This window comes from Corynebacterium sp. MSK006 (assembly GCF_030232385.1).
Taxonomy (GTDB): domain Bacteria; phylum Actinomycetota; class Actinomycetes; order Mycobacteriales; family Mycobacteriaceae; genus Corynebacterium; species Corynebacterium frankenforstense_A.
Genome location: NZ_JASPJZ010000001.1, coordinates 54,947 through 72,423, shown reverse-complemented (window position 1 = coordinate 72,423; position 17,477 = coordinate 54,947). Strand labels below are relative to the sequence as shown.

At 71.3% G+C, this 17,477-nt stretch carries 16 protein-coding genes and 2 pseudogenes; 7 read left to right on the top strand and 11 right to left on the bottom strand.

Annotated features, from left to right (window positions below; all coding sequences use genetic code 11):
- Window positions 1-4: 4 nt before the first annotated feature.
- The 6 genes and pseudogenes from rbfA to rimP all read right to left on the bottom strand — a co-directional run bounded on the left by rbfA (window position 5) and on the right by rimP (window position 5,649).
- Window positions 5-439, bottom strand: coding sequence for a 30S ribosome-binding factor RbfA (gene rbfA / locus QQA02_RS00330; RefSeq protein ID WP_284773321.1), 435 nt, complete (start codon window positions 437-439; stop codon window positions 5-7).
- 208 nt (window positions 440-647) lie between these two features.
- Window positions 648-3,227: pseudogene (infB, locus tag QQA02_RS00325) on the bottom strand (translation initiation factor IF-2); the annotation flags it as partial.
- Between the two features lie 86 nt (window positions 3,228-3,313).
- Window positions 3,314-3,455, bottom strand: a pseudogene (locus tag QQA02_RS11680) (translation initiation factor IF-2 N-terminal domain-containing protein); the annotation flags it as partial.
- 101 nt (window positions 3,456-3,556) lie between these two features.
- A complete protein-coding gene (locus tag QQA02_RS00320; protein WP_075664072.1) occupies window positions 3,557-3,835 on the bottom strand; it encodes a YlxR family protein in 279 nt (92 codons plus the stop codon).
- Between the two features lie 264 nt (window positions 3,836-4,099).
- Window positions 4,100-5,101, bottom strand: coding sequence for a transcription termination factor NusA (nusA, locus tag QQA02_RS00315; RefSeq protein ID WP_284773317.1), 1,002 nt, complete (start codon window positions 5,099-5,101; stop codon window positions 4,100-4,102).
- Window positions 5,098-5,649: a ribosome maturation factor RimP gene (gene rimP, locus QQA02_RS00310; RefSeq protein WP_284862924.1), complete on the bottom strand. Its 552-nt coding sequence runs from the start codon at window positions 5,647-5,649 to the stop codon at window positions 5,098-5,100. The genes nusA and rimP overlap by 4 nt, the downstream gene beginning before the upstream one ends.
- A gap of 38 nt (window positions 5,650-5,687) precedes the next feature.
- On the opposite strand from rimP, the gene QQA02_RS00305 reads away from it, so the two are divergent.
- Window positions 5,688-6,530 carry a hypothetical protein gene (locus QQA02_RS00305; protein ID WP_284862923.1) on the top strand — a complete coding sequence of 281 codons (843 nt, stop codon included), beginning with the start codon at window positions 5,688-5,690 and terminating at the stop codon, window positions 6,528-6,530.
- Here QQA02_RS00305 and QQA02_RS00300 read toward each other — a convergent pair.
- Together QQA02_RS00300 and QQA02_RS00295 are read right to left on the bottom strand one after the other, a co-directional pair.
- Window positions 6,487-6,855, bottom strand: a complete 369-nt coding sequence (locus tag QQA02_RS00300) for a DoxX family protein (protein ID WP_284773313.1) — start codon at window positions 6,853-6,855, stop codon at window positions 6,487-6,489. The genes QQA02_RS00305 and QQA02_RS00300 overlap by 44 nt on opposite strands.
- Window positions 6,855-8,615: a proline--tRNA ligase gene (locus QQA02_RS00295; RefSeq protein ID WP_284862922.1), complete on the bottom strand. Its 1,761-nt coding sequence runs from the start codon at window positions 8,613-8,615 to the stop codon at window positions 6,855-6,857. The genes QQA02_RS00300 and QQA02_RS00295 overlap by 1 nt, the downstream gene beginning before the upstream one ends.
- A gap of 55 nt (window positions 8,616-8,670) precedes the next feature.
- On the opposite strand from QQA02_RS00295, the gene yaaA reads away from it, so the two are divergent.
- Entirely contained in the window at window positions 8,671-9,399 is a 729-nt protein-coding gene (gene yaaA, locus QQA02_RS00290) for a peroxide stress protein YaaA (RefSeq protein ID WP_284862921.1), read from the top strand.
- Between the two features lie 33 nt (window positions 9,400-9,432).
- Here yaaA and cobA read toward each other — a convergent pair whose 3' ends face one another.
- The gene (cobA, locus tag QQA02_RS00285; protein ID WP_284862920.1) at window positions 9,433-10,206 is read right to left on the bottom strand and encodes a uroporphyrinogen-III C-methyltransferase; all 774 of its coding nucleotides are present in this window, start codon (window positions 10,204-10,206) and stop codon (window positions 9,433-9,435) included.
- A gap of 101 nt (window positions 10,207-10,307) precedes the next feature.
- On the opposite strand from cobA, the gene QQA02_RS00280 reads away from it, so the two are divergent.
- Entirely contained in the window at window positions 10,308-11,273 is a 966-nt protein-coding gene (locus QQA02_RS00280) for an ABC transporter substrate-binding protein (RefSeq protein ID WP_284862919.1), read from the top strand.
- A 140-nt stretch (window positions 11,274-11,413) separates the two neighbouring features.
- On the opposite strand, the gene mqo is transcribed toward QQA02_RS00280, so the two are convergent.
- Window positions 11,414-12,901, bottom strand: a complete 1,488-nt coding sequence (gene mqo / locus QQA02_RS00275) for a malate dehydrogenase (quinone) (RefSeq protein WP_284862918.1) — start codon at window positions 12,899-12,901, stop codon at window positions 11,414-11,416.
- A gap of 203 nt (window positions 12,902-13,104) precedes the next feature.
- Here mqo and QQA02_RS00270 point away from each other — a divergent pair, with 203 nt between their 5' ends.
- From QQA02_RS00270 to QQA02_RS00255, 4 genes are all read left to right on the top strand, one after another.
- On the top strand, window positions 13,105-14,121 hold the full coding sequence (locus QQA02_RS00270; RefSeq protein WP_284862917.1) for an alpha/beta fold hydrolase: 1,017 nt from the start codon (window positions 13,105-13,107) through the stop codon (window positions 14,119-14,121).
- Between the two features lie 64 nt (window positions 14,122-14,185).
- A complete protein-coding gene (gene mtr, locus QQA02_RS00265; protein ID WP_284862916.1) occupies window positions 14,186-15,559 on the top strand; it encodes a mycothione reductase in 1,374 nt (457 codons plus the stop codon).
- 135 nt (window positions 15,560-15,694) lie between these two features.
- Entirely contained in the window at window positions 15,695-16,036 is a 342-nt protein-coding gene (locus QQA02_RS00260; RefSeq protein WP_284862915.1) for a hypothetical protein, read from the top strand.
- Window positions 16,037-16,093: 57 nt separating this feature from the next.
- Entirely contained in the window at window positions 16,094-16,471 is a 378-nt protein-coding gene (locus QQA02_RS00255) for a hypothetical protein (RefSeq protein ID WP_284862914.1), read from the top strand.
- A gap of 113 nt (window positions 16,472-16,584) precedes the next feature.
- Here the strand turns inward: QQA02_RS00255 and map are convergent, their stop codons facing one another.
- The gene (gene map / locus QQA02_RS00250) at window positions 16,585-17,457 is read right to left on the bottom strand and encodes a type I methionyl aminopeptidase (RefSeq protein ID WP_284862913.1); all 873 of its coding nucleotides are present in this window, start codon (window positions 17,455-17,457) and stop codon (window positions 16,585-16,587) included.
- Between the last annotated feature and the right edge of the window lie 20 nt (window positions 17,458-17,477).

Here is a 17,477-nt window from a genome sequence, read left to right as displayed (position 1 = left end):
GGCGTCAGTTCTCGTCGTGGCGGTAGGGGTCGGCGTCGCCGGCCGGGCGCGCCCCCTCACGGGTGCGGGCCAGCTCCTCGTCTCGAGCGCGGGCGCGGGCCAAAAGCTCCTCCATGCGCGCGCTCGACTCCGGCACGGCGTCGAGCTCGAAGCTCAACGTCGGGGTGAAGCGGACGCTGAGCTGGTCGCCGACCAGCTTGCGCAGCTGGCCGCGGGCGGCGGCCAGGCCGGCGGCGGCACGCTCGGTGTCGGGCTCGTCGTCGATGCCCTCGCCGCGCACCGTGTAATAGACGGTGGCGTCGTGCAGGTCGCCGGTGAGGCGGGTGTCGGTGACCGTCACCAGGTTGACGCGGGGGTCCTTGATCTCGCGCTCCAGAGCGGTGGCGACGATCGTCTGGATACGCTTGGCCATGCGGCCCGCGCGGGCGGAATCGGCCATGGTCGGTCCCCTTTCGGTGGCGGAGTTCAGTACCGCGCCAGTCTAGCCGCCCCGGCCCGCTGGCAGCCACCAGGTCGCGGCCCGGTCGCCGGCCCGGGTCGAGCCCGCCCGAACCGGAGGCTCGCATGCGAAGAGCGCCGGCGACCGCCCCCCCCCGTTCAGAGGGAGCCGGCACCGGCCCTGCCGGTCACGCGCTGAAGGCCTTCGATCAGGCCTCGCGCGGGACCTCCACGGTCTCGAAGACCTGGATCTTGTCGCCGACGGCGATGTCCGGGTAGCTGAGCACCATGCCGCACTCGTAGCCGGCCGTGACCTCGGTGGCGTCGTCCTTGCCGCGGCGCAGCGACTCGATGGTCGCCTTCTCCGCGATGACGTTGCCGTCGCGGACCAGGCGCACGGTCGCGCCACGGCGGACCTTGCCGGTCTCGACCATGCAGCCTGCGATGAGGCCGACGGCGGAGGCCTTGAACAGCTGGCGGATCTCCGCCTCGCCCAGGTCGCGGTCCTCGTAGACCGGCTTGAGCATGCCCTTCAGGGCGGCCTCGACCTCGTCGATGGCCTGGTAGATCACGGTGTAGTACCGGATGTCCACGCCCTCGGCGTTCGCCTCCTCGGTCGCCTTGCCCTCGGAGCGGACGTTGAACGCGATGATCACCGCGTCCGAGGCGGCGGCCAGCGAGACGTTGGTCTGCGTGACCGCACCGACGCCGCGGTCGATGATGTTCAGCTCGACCTCGTCGTCCACCTCGATCTTGAGCAGGGCGTCCTCCAGGGCCTCCACCGAACCGGCGTTGTCGCCCTTGAGGATGAGGTTGAGCGTCGAGGTCTCCTTGAGCACCTTGTCCAGGTCCTCGAGGGAGACGCGCTTGCGGCGCTTGGCGGCCTCGGCCGATCGGCGACGCGCGTCACGCTGGTTGGCGATCTGACGCGCCACGCGGTCGTCCTCGACGACGAGCAGGTTGTCGCCGGCGCCCGGGACCCCGTTGAGGCCCTGGACCTGGACCGGCCGCGACGGACCAGCCTCCTCGACGTCCTCGCCGTACTCGTCGAGCATGCGACGCACGCGACCGTAGGTGTCGCCGGCGACGATGGAGTCGCCGACGCGCAGCGTGCCGCGCTGGACGATGACGGTGGCCACCGGACCACGACCGCGGTCCAGGTGCGCCTCGATGGCGACACCCTGGGCGTCCATCTCCGGGTTGGCGCGCAGGTCCAGCGCCGCGTCAGCGGTCAGCAGGACGGCCTCGAGCAGCTTGTCGATGTTCTGCGACTGCTTGGCGGAGATGTCGACGAACATGGTGTCGCCGCCGTACTCCTCCGGCACCAGGCCGTACTCGGTCAGCTGGCCGCGGATACGCTCCGGCTGGGCCTCCGGCTTATCGATCTTGTTGACCGCGACCACGATCGGCACGTCGGCCGCCTTGGCGTGGTTGATCGCCTCAACCGTCTGCGGCATGACGCCGTCGTCGGCCGCGACCACCAGGACCGCGATGTCCGTCGACTCGGCACCACGGGCACGCATGGCGGTGAACGCCTCGTGACCCGGGGTGTCCAGGAACGTGATCGTGCGCTCACGGTCGTCGACGTCCACGTCGACCTGGTAGGCGCCGATGCCCTGGGTGATACCGCCGGCCTCGCCCTTGCCCACGTTGGTGTGACGGATGGCGTCCAGCAGGCGGGTCTTGCCGTGGTCGACGTGGCCCATGACGGTGACCACCGGAGGACGACGCTCGAGGTCGTCCTCGGTGCCCTCGTCCTCACCGAACTGCAGGTCGAAGGACTCGAGGAGCTCGCGGTCCTCGTCCTCCGGGGAGACGACCTCCACCTTGTAGTTCATCTCGTCGCCGAGCAGCTGCAGCGTCTCGTCGGAGACGCTGGCGGTCGCGGTGACCATCTCGCCCAGGTTGAACAGCGCCTGGACGAGCGACGAGGCCTCGGTGCCGATCTTCTCGGCGAAGTCCGACAGGGAGGCACCGCGGCGCAGACGCAGGGTTTGGCCGTGGCCGTCGGGCAGGTGCACACCGCCGACGACCTTCGGGGCCTTCATCGCCTCGTACTCGTGCCGCTTCTGCCGCTTCGACTTGCGACGACGACGCGGCGGGCCACCCGGACGCCCGAAGGCACCCGCGGTACCGCCACGACGACCGCCCCGGCCGCCGCGGAAACCACCCGGAGGGCCACCGTGGCCGCCCGGGCCGCCACGCCGACCGCCACGGCCGCCGCGGCGCCCGCCGGTGGCGGACTTCGCCGGCATCTGGCCGGGGCTCGGGTGGGAGGGCATCATGGCCGGCGTCGGTCGCTTGCCGCCGCCGTTACCGCCGGAACCGGAGCCGGAGGCGCGCCTCTTGGCGCCGCCGGTGCCGCCCGGACGCGGGGCCGGACGCTCGTTGCGGCCGGTCGAGAACGGGTTGTTGGCCACGCGCGGCGCCTTGGCGCCCGGGCGCGGGCCCGGCTTGGGCTGGCCGCCGCGCGGACGCGGCATCGCGCCCGGCTTCGGGGCGGACTTGCCGTGACCGTGGCCGTCGCCGTGGTGCTGGCCGTGCTGGCCCTGCCCCGGCTTGGGGGCGGCCTTCTTCGCCTCCGCCTGGCCGGGCTTGGGGGCCTGGCCCGGCTTCGGGGCGGCCTGACCCGGTTTGGGCGCGGCCTTCTTGGCGGCGGCCTGGCCGGGCTTCGGGGCCTGACCCGGCTTCGGGGCGGCCTTCTTGGCGGCGGCCTGGCCGAGCTTCGGGGCCTGACCCGGTTTGGGCGCGGCCTTCTTGGCGGCGGCCTGGCCGGGCTTCGGGGCCTGGCCGGGCTTCTTGCCCTGGGCAGGCTTCTTGGCCGGAGCGGACTTCTGGTCCGACTTCTCCGGCTGCTTCGCCTCGTAGATGCCACGCATCTTGCGGACCACCGGCGGTTCGATGGTCGACGAGGCGGTCTTGACGAACTCGCCCTGCTCCTTAAGCGTGGCGAGCAGTTCCTTGCTGGTTACACCGAGCTGTTTGGCCAGCTCGTGTACGCGTAACTTTCCGGGCACTTCTCTCCTCTAACTCTGTGCTAGAAGCCGAGAAGGTCCCTGCCTTCCGGCTCCCAGCCTGTGTTGATGATGTTCATCGCTGATGCTTCATCGGGTGCTCATCAGGGATCGGTCTTCCTTTTCAGGTCGGGATCGGCCAGGTATTCGCGGACCTGGCCGGTGTCCGTTTCGGCGGACACCCTGAGCGCGCGCTGAATAGCACGGCGCTGGCAAGCAAGGTCCAGTGCGTCGAGATCGGGGGTGATCCAGGCGCCGCGGCCGGGGAGGCGACGGCGCGGATCGGGGATGATGCGGTCCGGGTCAGAGGGGTCGACGACCAGCCGGAGCAGTTCGGTGTCCGCCTTTCGCTGATGCGTGGCGACACAGGTACGTACCGGCATTCTCTTCCGTACCGCTCCTTCTCTTCTCGCACGTGGGCCGCGGAACATACTACGCCATGAATCGGCGAATCTGTACTCGCCCCCGCTCGCCGGGGACGGCCGCGCCATCAGCGCGGGTTCAGCGTCCGTTCACCGGCCGTTCGCGGGGTTCACCCCTTCGGTTCCCGGCCGGTGGGTGCCGGGTCTGCACGGGGCACACACGCGTGCGGCCCGCGCCCCGGCGTCTGCACCGGGTCACGGGCCTTCGCTGAAGCCGCTCGGCGGCTACTCCTCGATGTCGGAGTGGATGTCGATCTTCCAGCCGGTCAGGCGAGCGGCCAGACGGGCGTTCTGCCCCTCGCGGCCGATGGCCAGCGAGAGCTGGTAGTCCGGCACGGTCACGCGGGCGGCGTGCGCCTCGGCGTCGGTGACCTCGACGCGCACGACCTTGGACGGGGCCAGGGCGTTGCCGACGTAGGTGGCCGGGTCCTCCGAGTAGTCGATGATGTCGATCTTCTCGCCGGCGAGCTCGGCCATGACGTTGCGCACGCGCTGGCCGCGCGGGCCGATGCAGGCGCCCTTGGCGTTGAGGCCCTTGACCTTGCCGGCGACGGCCATCTTGGTCCGGTGGCCCGCCTCGCGGGCGATGCCGACGACCTCGACGGAACCCTCGGCGATCTCGGGGACCTCGAGGGCGAACAGGCCGCGGATCAGCTCCGGGTGGGTGCGGGAGAGCTGGATCTGCAGGTTGCGCGGGCCACGGGAGACGCCGACGACGTAGGTGCGCACGCGGTCGCCGTGCTTGAGCTCCTCTCCCGGGATCTGCTCGGCGGGCAGCAGGATGCCGTCCTGGCTGTCGAGCTCGGTGCCGAGCTCGACGACGACGATGCCGCGGGCGTTGGCCGTGGCGTCGGCCTGGACGACGCCGCTGACCACGGTGCCGACGATCTCCTGGTAGGCCTCGTAGGCCTGGCCGGTCTCGGCCTCGCGCAGGCGGCGCACGATGGCCTCGCGCACGGCGTGGGCGCCGACGCGGGAGAAGTTCGCGGGGGTGTCGTCGTACTCCTCGACGGCCTCGCCGTCCTCGTCACGCTCGGTGACGATCACGGCCACGTCGCCGCTGGCGGAGTCGATGTCGACGCGGGCGGCGGAGCGCTCCGTCGCTGTGGTCCCGCGGAACTCGCGGTAGGCGCCCAGCAGCGCCCCGGCGATCGTCTCGAGCATGTCCCCAACGGGGATGTCCTTGTCCTTCTCGATCGTGCGCAGCGCGTCGATGTCGATATTCACTTGTCGTCCTTTCGCGTGACGGTGTTCAGCGACTCAAAATCCGCCCCGGTCAGTTCGGTCTCCTGCTCCGGGGCAGAGGAGAATTCTACCTGAACGACCGCGCGCGGTGAATCCGCCACCTTGAGCAGGCGCACCGACAGGTCCGCGCCGACGAGCGCGACGGTCTCCTCGGCGGCGTCGAGCGGCCCGATGCGCCAGGTCTGCGGGGTCTCCCCCTCCGCGGTCAGCTCGACGAGCCGGTGGCGGTTGCGCCGCCAGTGGCGCGGGGCCGTCAGCAGGGTGTCGATCCCCGGCGTGGTCACCTGCAGCGTGTAGCCGGCGCCCAGGCGCAGCTCGCCGCGTTCCTCGGCGGCGTCGAGGAGGTCGGAGAGCCTCTTGGAGACCTCCTCGAGGCGGTCGAGGTCAGGTCGCTCGTCGGCGTCGACGGCGACGGCGATGACGGACTTCTTGCCCGCGGGGGTCGCCTTGACGTTCTCGAGGTCGAGACCGAAGTCGGCGACGGCGGGGGCGAGCAGTTCGGACAGTTCTGCGGCGGTCGGGAATGCCATGGCCCCAACACTATCCGCCCCGGGTAGCATGCCGGTTCGTGACCTCCCCCGCCCGCATCCGCCGCACCCACCCCCACCGTCTGAACGCCCGCCCCCGGGCACTGACTGCCGCCGTGCTCGCCGCCTGCGCGTTCGGCGCGACGTCGTGCTCGGTCCTGGGCCCGCGTCCCGACGCCGCGGTGCTCGAGCTGGCGCGCGGCACGCTCGCCGCCGCCGAGGAGTCCGACTCCCCGCTGCGCGCGCAGCAGGCCGACCAGCTCTTCGACGAGGTCGAGCGCCTCTGCGGTGAGCCGCTGCCGGAGAGCTGCGCGGTCGAGCGCACCACCGACGGCGTGGTGCCGGCGGGGCTGAAGGCGACCGTCGACGCCGTCGACGAGGTCCCCGAGGAGTCCGCGGACCTCGTCGCCGCCCAGGCGGTGGACCTCGCCGTCGCCGAGAACGAGCCCGGCGTCACGGACGAGGGCGCCGGGGACGGGACCGTCGACGCGGACGTGGCCCTTCCGGATCCCGAGGACGTCTCCGTCGAGGGCCTGACCGAAGAGGACGCCGAGGCGCTGCGCGAGCTGCTCTCCTGGGAGCAGGCGCTGCGCTACGGGCTGACCTCGGCGGCGGCGTGGGCGGGCCCCCAGGACGCCTTGGTCGCCGCCGGCGACCGGCGCGCGGCCGTGCTGACCGCGCTGCTGGAGCAGGCGGATACGCCGGTGCCCTCCCCCGCCACCGGCTACGAGTTCGAGGTGGCGCCGGCCGAGCTGCCGGCGCGGGCCGCCGAGGACACGGCGGCGCTGTGGACGCGCACGGCCGCCGGCATCGCGGCCGACGCCGTGCGCGCGGTGGTGGTCAGCGGCGCGGCGAACGCCACACTGACCAACCCGACCAGATGAGCGGCAGCTGCAGGGGCAGCCGGCCGTAGGCCACGGCCAGCCAGGCCGGGCCCTTGCCCGCGCGGGTCCACTGGCGGGCCATCTCGACGTTCGCGGGGAAGACCGCGGTCATCAGCGCCGCGGTGGCCAGGCCGCCGTAGCGGCGCACCTTCTCGTCCGGGCAGGCCATCGCCGCGGCGCAGCCGAGCTCGGCCACGCCCGAGGCATAGGTGTAGGCCCGCGCCGAGCCGGGCAGGCCGGCGGGCACGATCGAGTCGAAGGGCTCGGGCTTGAGGAAGTGCAGCACGCCCGCACCACCGAGCAGGGCGATCATGAAGCGGCGCATCAGCGGGCCTCCTCGACGGCGGCGAGGATGTCCTCGACCGCCGAGTCGACCGGCACGTTGCGGGTCTCACCGCCGCGCTCGCGCAGCTCCACGTGGCCCTCGGCGAAGCCGCGGCCCAGGATCGCGATGAAGGGCATGCCCAGCAGCTCGGCGTCCTTGAACTTCACGCCGGGGCTGACCTTTTTCCGGTCGTCGAAGAGCACGTCCAGGCCCGCCGCCGAGAGCTTCTCGGCCAGGCGGCCGGCGGCCTCGACGGCCTCCGGGTCCTTGTTCGCGGCGACAACGTGCACCGGGTAGGGCGCCACGGAGACCGGCCAGTTCAGGCCCTTCTCGTCGTGGCGCTGCTCGGCGAGGACGGCCAACAGGCGGGAGACGCCGATGCCGTAGGAGCCCATGGTGGGCACGACGCGTTTGCCGTTCTCGTCGAGGATCTTCACGTCGAAGGCCTCGGTGTACTTGCGGCCCAGCTGGAAGATGTGGCCGATCTCGATGCCGCGCTCCAGCGTGAGCGTGCCGTGGCCCTCGGGGGCCGGGTCACCCTCGCGGATCTCGGCGGCCTCGACGTAGCCGTCCGGGGTGAAGTCGCGGCCGCACACCACGCCCACGGCGTGGCGCTGCGGGGCGTCGGCACCCGTGATCCAGGTGGTGCCGCGCACCACGCGCGGGTCGGCGAGCACGCGCACGCCGTTGGCGGCCAGCCCGACGGGGCCGACGTAGCCCTTGACCAGGAACGGGTTGGCGGCGAAGTCCTCCTCGCCGGCCAGCTCGACCTCGGCGGGCTCGAGGGCGGCCTCGAGGCGCTTCATGTCGGCTTCGCGGTCGCCGGGCAGCAGCACGCCGGTCAGCTCCGGCTCGCCGCCGGGCTGGGTGACCTTGACCACCAGGCACTTCAGCGTGTCGGTCAGCTCGACGTCGCGGCCGTCGACGGTGACGCCGGCCGAGCGCGCCCACTCGACCAGGGTGTCCATGGTCGCGGCGTCCGGGGTCTCGTGGACGGTCATCTCGGGCAGGCCCTCGACCTCGCGCTCGGCGGGGTGCGGGGTGACCACGGCCTCGACGTTGGCCGCGTAGTCGCCCTCGGTGGCGCGCACGAAGGTGTCCTCGCCGTTGTCCGAGACGGCCAGGAACTCCTCGCTGGCCGAGCCGCCCATCGCGCCCGAGGTCGCGTGGCAGATGGCGTAGTCCACGCCGAGGCGGTCGAAGATGCGCTGGTAGGCCTCGCGGTGCTTCGCGTAGGACTCGTCGAGGCCCTCGTCGGTCATGTCGAAGGAGTACGAGTCCTTCATGGTGAACTCGCGGCCGCGCAGGATCCCGGCGCGCGGGCGCTCCTCGTCGCGGTACTTCGTCTGGATCTGGTACAGGGTGACCGGGAAGTCCTTGTACGAGTTGTAGAGGTCCTTGACGGTGAGGGCGAACATCTCCTCGTGGGTCGGCCCGAGCAGCATGTCGTTGCCCTTGCGGTCCTTCAGGCGCAGCAGGGCGTCGCCGTACTCGGTCCACCGGTCGGTGGTCTCGTAGGGCTCGCGCGGCAGCAGCGCCGGGAAGAGGAGCTCCTGGGCGCCGATGCGGTCCATCTCCTCGCGCACGACGTTCTCGACGGCGCGGAAGGCCTTCAGCCCCAGCGGCAGCCAGGAGTACACGCCCGGCGCGACGCGGCGGATGTAGCCCGCGCGCACGAGCAGCTTGTGACTGGGTACTTCGGCGTCCGCCGGATCCTCGCGGAGGGTGCGCAGGAACAGCGTCGAAAGGCGTGTGATCATGTCTGGGAACTCTACCCGCACCCCGCCGCGGTGCGGGGACGTAGTCTGGGGAGCCGTGTTGATCGTGCTGCCTCCCTCCGAGACCAAGGCCCCCGGCGGCTCCGGTGCCGCGCTCGACGTGGCGTCTCTGTCCTTCCCCGGGCTCAACCCCGTGCGCCGCGAGCTGATCGCGGAGCTGAGCTCCCTCGACGTCGACGAGGCGCTCGAGGTGCTCGGCATCTCCGAGCGGCTGCGCGGCGAGGCCGAGGCCAACCGCGAACTGACCACTGCCGCGACGATGCCGGCCGTCGAGCGCTACACCGGCGTGCTCTACGACGCGCTGGACGCGCCCTCGCTCTCCGACGCCGCGCGGACCCGCCTCGCGGTCGGCTCGGCGTTGTTCGGACTGGTGCGCGCCGGCGACCTCATCCCCCACTACCGCCTCTCGGCGGGCAACAAGCTGGGCGGGCGCACGCTCAAGTCGCGCTGGGGCACGGCGATCACCGCCGAGCTCGAGGCGCTCGACGGGCTGGTGGTGGACCTGCGCAGCGGCGCCTACCAGCAGCTGGGCCGCTTCCGCGAGGCGGTGACGGTACGCGTGGAGACCCCGGAGGGCAAGGTGGTCAGCCACTTCAACAAGCACTACAAGGGCGGGCTGGCCCGGGTGCTGGCCGAGTGCCCCGACGAGCCGGACGACGCCGCCGGCGTGGTGCGCGTGGCCCGCGCGGCGGGCCTGGACGCGCGCGTGGACGACGACCCGCCGAAGTCGGCGCCGAACCAGGTCATCCTCACCGTCGAGCGCTGAGCGGCGTGCGCGCGAGTGCCGACGCCGCGTGGGTCACCGTCGGGCGGCGACCTCGCCGATGACGTAGACGGCCGGCGAGGCGACCTGCTCGCGTGCCATCGTCTCCCCCAGGGTGCCCAGCGTGCAGTGGAAGGCGCGCTCGCGGGCGGTGGTGCCCTCCTGGATGACGCAGGCCGGGGTGTCAGCGGACAGGCCGCCCTCGCCGAGGGCGACGGCGATCTCGGCGGCGTGGCGCACGCCCATGATCACGCAGACGGTGCCGCCGGCGGCGGCCAGCGCGTGCCAGTCGACCAGGCTGCGCGGGTCGCCCGGGGCGAGGTGCCCGCTGACCACGGTGAAGGAGTGCACCACCCCGCGCTCGGTGACGGGCACGCCCACGGCGGCGGGCACGGCCACCGCGCTGGTCACGCCGGGCACCACGGTGCACGCGATGCCGGCGCGCGCGCAGGCGCGCACCTCCTCGGAGCCGCGCCCGAAGACGAAGGGGTCGCCGCCCTTGAGGCGCACGACGTTCCTGCCCGCCAGGGCGTGCTGAACCATGAGACGGTTCGTGGTCTCCTGGGCGACCTTGCGCGCATACGGCAGCTTCGCGACGTCGACAATCTCTTTTTCTGCGGTGTCGCACAGCCGCTCCAGCTCGGCGGTGGGGCCGAGGTGGTCGGTGAGGATGACGTCGGCGTCCTGCAGGGCGTGCATGCCGCGCACGGTGATCAGGTCCCAGGCGCCGGGGCCGCCGCCGACGAGCGTGACGCGGCCGGGTGCGGCGGGCACCTCAGGGTTGTCTTCAGACACCGTGGGGGAAACCATGGGATCACATGTTAGCCCGCTGTGTGCCCCTGTTGGCGCGCCGCCTCCGGGCGGCCTTAGAGTGATGGGCGGACAAGCCGTCACGTTCCCGAAAGGCCCGCATGTTCCCCAAGCGTCTCGCACTGATCACCGCCGTCTGCGCCTCCGGGGCCCTCCTCGCCGCCTGCGGCGGTGAGGGCGCCGAAGACGAGTCCACGACGACCTCCGCAACCGCCTCCGAGACCGCCCAGACCACCGAGACGACCGAGGCCACGCCCGACCACGTCGAGCGGCTGACCGCCGTCGTGCCCGAGCTGGACGGTGTGCCCGAGTTCGCCGAGAAGGTCGCTGACAGCGAGGCTGTGCGCGAGGCCGCCGACAACGTCGAGATCGACACCTGGGACGACGAGGCGGAGACCGAATCCCTGCTGGCCGACGGTGAGCACGACATCGTCATCGCCCCCGTGCAGAAGGCCGCACGCGCCTTCCACGAGGGCGCGAACATCAGGCTCGCCGGCGCCACCTTCTGGGAGCCGCTCGTGGTCGCCGGTGTGGCCGAGACCCCCGAGGACCCGGACGACGCCACGCAGTGGACCGGTAAGCTGGCGGGAAAGAAGATCGCGACCGCGCTGCCCGAGGACTCGGTGCCGGCGCTGGCGCTTCGCCACATCCTCGACCGCAACGAGCTGCAGGACACCGAGATCCTGCACGTGGCGGACACCGCCGTCGCGCAGGCCGCCGTCGACGAGGGCGAGGCCGCCGCGATGCTGACCTACGCCACCACCGACACCGACCTCAACCGCCTGTTCAAGCTGCAGGACGAGTGGGCGCGCACCACCGGCTCGCTGCCGCGGCTGCCCTCGCTGGGTGTCATCGTCAACGCGGACTTCGCCGAGGAGCACCGCGACATGGTGCGCACCGTCGTGCGCGCCGCCTCCGACGAGGCCGGCGACGACCGCGAGCTGCTGCCGGGCCGCGAGGTCGCCTCGGAGCTGGGCCGCTTCTACGAGAACATCGGCCAGACCGCCGAGGACGTCATCGGTGCCCGCACCATCGACCCCGACTTCTTCCTCAAGCGCCGCGCCTGAGTAACCCGTGACGCGGGGGCGCTGAGCGGCCTGCGGCACCGCCGGACGATGCCGGTCGACAGCGCCCCTCCCCCGGGCCCGGCGCCGGCCCGGACACGAGAACGGCCCCCGCATCTCGCGGGGGCCGTTGTCTCGTGGCGTCAGCGGTTGAGCTGCAGCGTTTTCTGGGTGCGCTCCCAGGTCTTGGCGAAGAGCTCGGGCTCCACGGCGAACTTGCGGCCGTAGGACGGGATGAGCTCGTGCAGCTTGTCGGACCAGTCGATCATGCGCTCACCGAAGCAGCGCTCGAGCAGCTCGAGCATCGCCGCCGGGGCGATGGACGCGCCCGGGGAGGCGCCGAGCAGGCCGGCGATGGAGCCCTCGGAGTTGTTGATCACGGCGGTGCCGAACTCCAGGGAGCCGAAGCGCGGGGCCGGCGCAGGACGGATGACCTGCACGCGCTGGCCGGCGACGATGAGCTCCCAGTCCTTGCCCTCGGCGGTCGGCATGTACTCGCGCAGGGTCTCCATGCGCGCGTCGAAGTTCTTGGTGACCTCGCTGACCAGGTACTTGGTCAGGTCGAACTCCTGGACGGCGACACCCAGGTAGCTGGGGATGTTGTCCGGGCGGATCGACTTGAACAGGTCCAGGTAGGAGCCCTTCTTGAGGAACTTCGGGGTCCAGCCGCCGTAGGGGCCGAACAGCAGGCCCTTCTCCCCGTCGATGACGCGGGTGTCCAGGTGCGGCACGGACATCGGCGGGGCGCCGACGCGGGCCTTGCCGTAGACCTTGGCGCGGTGCTGCTCGATGAGCTCCGGGTTGGTGCAGCGCAGCCACATGCCGGAGATCGGGAAGCCGGCGATGCCGCGGACCTCGTTGAGGCCGGCGGAGCGCAGCAGGTCCAGCGCGTAGCCGCCGGCGCCGACGAAGACGAAGTTGGCGCGCACGGCCTTGCGGTCGCCGGTGTGGACGTTCTTGTAGTAGACGATCCACTTGTCGCCGTCCGGGCGGATGCGGGTGACCTCGTGGCCGTAGCGGAACTCGGTGCCGGCCTTCTCGGCGTGGGCGACGAACTGGCGGGTCAGGGCACCGTAGTTGATGTCGGTGCCGGCCTCGGTCCAGGAGATGGCGACCGGCTCGGAGAAGTCGCGGCCCTTGGCCATCAGCGGCAGCTTCTCCGAGAAGACGTCCTTGTCGTCGGTGAACTGCATGCCCGGGAAGAGGGTGTGCTCACGCAGCGTGTCATAGCGGCGGCGCAGGTAGTCGACCTGCTCCTGGCCCTGCGCCAGCGAGACGTGCGGGACCGGGTTGATGAACTCCTTCGGGTCGCCCAGCACGCCGTGCTCGACCTGGTGGCTCCAGAACTGGCGCGAGACCTGGAACTTCTCGTTGATGTTGACGGCCTTGGTGATGTCCAGCAGGCTGTTCTTCTCCGGGGTGTAGTTCAGCTCGCACAGGGCCGAGTGGCCGGTGCCCGCGTTGTTCCAGGGCGAGGACGACTCGAGGGCCGGGCCGTCGAGGCGCTCCAGGACCATCTGGGTCCAGTCGGGCTGCAGCTCCCGGAGCATCGCGCCGAGCGTCGTACTCACGATGCCCGCGCCGATGAGTGCGACATCGACCTCGTCGGTGATCTTTGCGGTTTCTGACACCTTTGTCTTCCCCTCACATGGGCTGTCGGTCGCCCGCCCGGACGGGAACACCGGGACCAGGGCTGGGCAGACCGGGATGGCTGACCTTGTCACAGCCAGCTTACGCCGTACCGGAGTGACCGGGGTCAAATGGCCCACCCCCTGGATGCTCCGCTACACCGCACCCCCGCCCACCCCAGCCGGGGCCGGTACACTCAACGGTCATGACCGACACGATGTGGCAACCGTGGGCCCCCGACATCCTCGGCCCGGACTACGAGAGCGCGACGCTGCGCCTCGGTCCCGACCCCGACGGCGAGGGCGAGGCGGTGGCCACGCTCGTGCGGCGCACCCCCGTCACCGACGGCCCGGCGGTGCTGTGGATCCACGGCATGACCGACTACTTCTTCCAGGACCACCTGGCCGCCCACCTGGCCGAGGCCGGCTACGCCTTCTACGCGCTGGACCTGCGCAAGTGCGGCCGCTCCCACCGCCACGGGCAGCGCTGGCACTACACCAGCGACCTGCGCCACTACCACCCGGAGCTGACCGCGGCGCTCGATCACGTCGCCGCCCGCCACCCCAGCGTGGTCCCGATGGCGCACTCGACCGGCGGGCTGATCGCCGTGCTCTGGTTCGACTGGCTGCGCCGGGCCCGCCCGGAGCTGGCCCGCCGGGTCGCGGGCATGGTCCTGGACAGCCCGTGGCTGGCCCTGCAGTACGGCGCGCGCAACCCGCTGATCGCCGGGGCCGCGCACGTGCTCGGCCGGCTGCGCCCGGGCATGGCGCTGCCCGGCGGCGACCTCAACGCCTACGGCGAGTCCATCGCCGCCGACTGGGACTTCGACGAGCGCTACAAGCCCGTGGCAGGCACCCCGAAGTACGCCGGCTGGCTGCTGGCGGTCGTGCGCGGCATGGAGCAGCTGCGCGGCGGGCTCGACCTGCACCTGCCGGTGCTCACGCTCACCTCGGACCGTTCCTGCCTGGGCCAGCCCTACTCGGCGGCGTCGGACACGGCGGACACCGTCCTCGAAGTCGAGGCCATCCGGCCGGTCGCCGAGTCCCTCGGTGCGGCCGCCGAGGTGGTCCCCGTGCCGGGTGCCCGCCACGACGTCTACCTCTCCCTGCCGCTGGCCCTGGAGCAGGCGCTGACCGAGACCACCGGCTTCCTCGACCGCGTCACCGGCGGCGACGGCGCCGACCCGGCCGACCCCGGCTCCGCCGACGACGCCGCGCACTGAAACCGGCCACAATGGTGGGGCGGCCACGGGAGACCCCGGGGCCCTGCCGAGGAACGAGGAGCAGATGAAGACCTACGACCTGATCATCGTCGGCACCGGTTCGGGTAACTCGATCCCGGACGAGCGCTTCGACGGGATGTCCATCGCCATCGTCGAGGAGGGCCGCTTCGGCGGCACCTGCCTGAACGTCGGCTGCATCCCGACGAAGATGTTCGTCTACCCCGCCGAGGTCGCCGCCGAGGCCGCCGACGCCCGCCGCCTGGGTGTCGAGCTGGACCTGAAGTCCGTGGACTGGCGGGACATCCAGCGCCGCGTCTTCGCCGAGAAGGTCGACCGGATCGCCGCCGGCGGCGAGGAGTACCGCCGCGGGGACCGCACCCCCAACATCGACGTCTACGCCGGGCACGCCGTCTTCAGCGGGCCGCGCACGCTGCGCGTCGGCGACGAGGAGATCGCCGGGCGCCAGATCGTGCTCGCCGTCGGCTCGCGCCCGGTCATCCCGGAGCAGATCGCCTCCTCCGGCGTGCGCTACCGCACCAACGAGGACGTCATGCGGCTCCCCGAGCGCCCGGAGCGCCTGGTCATCGTCGGCGGCGGCTACATCGCCATGGAGTTCGCCCACGTCTTCGCCTCCCTGGGTACGAAGGTGACCGTGCTCGTGCGCTCCGGTGCGGCCCTGCGCCACCTCGACGAGGAGCTGGTCGGGCGCTTCAACGACGCCGCGCGCGAGCGCTTCGACATCCGCTACCACACCGAGGTGGTCTCGCTTGCCGACGCCGCGGACGGCGCCGTCGAGGTCGAGGTCACCGGTGGCGGGAAGATCACCGCCGACGAGGTGCTGGTGGCCACGGGCCGGGTGCCCAACGGCGACCTGATCGAGGCCGCCGCCGGCGGCGTGGAGGCCGACGGCGGGCGCGTGGTCGTCGACGAGTACGGCCGGTCCGTCAGCGCCGAGGGCGTGTGGGCGCTCGGCGACGTCTCCTCGCCATACATGCTCAAGCACGTCGCCAACGCGGAGGCGCGCGCCGTGCAGCACAACCTGCTCAACCCCGGGGACCTGCGCCGGATGCCGCACGAGGCCGTGCCGGCGGCGGTGTTCACCCACCCGCAGATCGCCTCCGTGGGCCTGACGGAGAAGGAGGCGCGCGAGTCCGGCCGCGAGATCACGGTCAAGGTCCAGGAGTACGGCGACGTCGCCTACGGCTGGGCCATGGACGAGCACGTCGGCGTGGTCAAGCTGATCGCCGACCGCGCCAGCGGACGTCTGCTCGGCGCGCACATCCTGGGCGCCCAGGCTCCGACGCTGATCCAGACCGCGGTCACCGCGATGGCCTTCGGCCTGGACGTGCGCGAGCTGGCGCGTGGCCAGTACTGGATTCACCCGGCACTGCCGGAGGTCGTGGAGAACGCCCTGCTCGGGCTGGATTTCGCGGATTAGTCCCGGGCCGGCGGCATAAGAATCGCGGCTGAGAACTCACAGCGTTCAATAACCTTGTTATTAAGGTTCCGCCCGCCCGGGTTCACCCTGGGCGCCGCCCGAAACCTGACCACTCCGACGCTAAGGAAGTTTCTCATGCGTTCCATCCGTCGCGCCGCAGTCGCCGGCGCCGCCGCCCTCGCCCTGACCGTGTCGGGCATGTCCGTCGCCTCCGCCGAGGAGGACGTCCAGACCCCGGCCACCGGCAACGCCTCGCTGTCCTCCCAGATCGGCGAGGGCCTCGACGCCGGCGAGAATGCCGACTGGAAGGCCTTCTTCCCTGGCTCCGCCGGTCTCGAGGAGGGCGAGGAGATCCCGAAGATCGAGGACCAGCCCGCGTGGTCCAAGGTCCTCTTCGCCGGCACCATCATCGGCACCATCGGCTCCATCCTCGGCCTGGTCGTCGGCCCGATCGTCAACTTCATCAACCACGGCTAACTCGGGGCGTCCCGCTCCGCACCACCACACGACCCGAAAGGTAAAGGACAAGAACCCATGCGTTCCTTCCGCACCATAGCCGTGGCCGTCGCCACCGCCGCCGTCACCCTGACCGGTACCACCGTCGCCTCCGCCCAGTCCTCCGACCAGCAGCCGACCGCCGCGTCCGAGGGCCAGGGCGAGCCGCACGCCCCGTCCAACAACTCCGAGTTCTTCGACTCCTTCAAGCAGGACGGCGAGCGCACCCCGGACATCGAGGACGACCGCGACTTCATCGGCCACGACGCCTTCGGCGACGAGACCCGCTGGGACAAGGTCAACAACCCGGCCAAGACCTGGATCGCCGTGACCTACGCCGGCCTCATCGGCACCGTCATCGGCGGCATCATCGGCGCCGTCAACTGGCTGAAGTACAACGGCATCCTGCCCGGCTAACTCCCCTCCGGAAAAGGACCGACTTCCACCGAAAGAACAGACCCGCCGCGCGAGTGCGCGGCGGGTCTTTCGTGTGCCCCGGGCGGCCACGAGGGCGCCGGGGGCTCACCGGATCAGAAGGTCTCGGTGGGCAGGGTGAGGATCTCGTTGCCGTCCTCGGTGATGACCAGGGTGTGCTCGAACTGGGCGGTGAACTTACCGTCGCGGTTCTGCACGGTCCAGCCGTTGTCCCAGATGTCGTAGGCCAGGTCGCCCAGGTTGATCATCGGCTCGATGGTCAGGGTCATGCCCGGCTCGAGGATGTCGCGGTAGGCCTCCGAGTCGTAGTGCAGCACCACCAGGCCGTTGTGGAAGGTCGGGCCCACACCGTGGCCGGTGAAGTCGGTGACGACGTTGTAGCCGAAGCGCTTGGCGTAGCTCTCGATGACACGGCCGATGACGTTGATCTCGCGACCCGGCTTGGCCACCTTGATGCCGCGCATCATGGCCTCCCTGGTGCGCTCGACGAGCAGCTTGTGCTCCTCGGAGACGTTCCCGGCCAGGAAGGTGGCGTTGGTGTCGCCGTGCACGCCGTTCTTGTAGGCGGTCACGTCGATGTTGACGATGTCGCCGTCCTCGATGACGGTCGAGTCCGGGATGCCGTGGCAGACGATCTCGTTGAGCGAGACGCAGCAGGACTTGGGGAAGCCGCGGTAGCCCAGAGTGGACGGGTAGGCGCCGTGGTCGCACATGTAGTCGTGGGCGACCCGGTCGATCTCGTCGGTGGTCACCCCCGGGGCGACGGCCGCGCCGGCGGCGGCCAGCGCGTTGGCGGCGATCTCCGAGGTCTCACGCATCGCCTCGATGGTCTCCGGGGTCTGGACGAAGGGCTCGCCCACGTTCTCCTGGACCTCGTCCTTCCAGGCGTACTCGGGTCGCTCGATGGACTCCGGGACGGTCCGGATGGGGGTGGGCTTGCCTTCAGTCAGCTTCGCGCGTTCGGTCATGCGCCTCATAGTAATACCGG

Bases quoted from the DNA above. Each gene is read 5' to 3' on its own strand.
- QQA02_RS00320 (WP_075664072.1), bottom strand. From the start codon at position 3,835: ATGCCGGTACGTACCTGTGTCGCCACGCATCAGCGAAAGGCGGACACC.
- QQA02_RS00300 (WP_284773313.1), bottom strand. From the start codon at position 6,855: ATGCGCCGCTTCATGATCGCCCTGCTCGGTGGTGCGGGCGTGCTGCAC.
- QQA02_RS00295 (WP_284862922.1), bottom strand. From the start codon at position 8,615: ATGATCACACGCCTTTCGACGCTGTTCCTGCGCACCCTCCGCGAGGAT.
- map (WP_284862913.1), bottom strand. From the start codon at position 17,457: ATGACCGAACGCGCGAAGCTGACTGAAGGCAAGCCCACCCCCATCCGG.
- QQA02_RS00260 (WP_284862915.1), top strand. From the start codon at position 15,695: ATGCGTTCCATCCGTCGCGCCGCAGTCGCCGGCGCCGCCGCCCTCGCC.
- QQA02_RS00255 (WP_284862914.1), top strand. From the start codon at position 16,094: ATGCGTTCCTTCCGCACCATAGCCGTGGCCGTCGCCACCGCCGCCGTC.
- QQA02_RS00280 (WP_284862919.1), top strand. From the start codon at position 10,308: ATGTTCCCCAAGCGTCTCGCACTGATCACCGCCGTCTGCGCCTCCGGG.
- mtr (WP_284862916.1), top strand. From the start codon at position 14,186: ATGAAGACCTACGACCTGATCATCGTCGGCACCGGTTCGGGTAACTCG.
- QQA02_RS00270 (WP_284862917.1), top strand. From the start codon at position 13,105: ATGACCGACACGATGTGGCAACCGTGGGCCCCCGACATCCTCGGCCCG.
- rimP (WP_284862924.1), bottom strand. From the start codon at position 5,649: ATGGCATTCCCGACCGCCGCAGAACTGTCCGAACTGCTCGCCCCCGCC.
- cobA (WP_284862920.1), bottom strand. From the start codon at position 10,206: ATGGTTTCCCCCACGGTGTCTGAAGACAACCCTGAGGTGCCCGCCGCA.
- rbfA (WP_284773321.1), bottom strand. From the start codon at position 439: ATGGCCGATTCCGCCCGCGCGGGCCGCATGGCCAAGCGTATCCAGACG.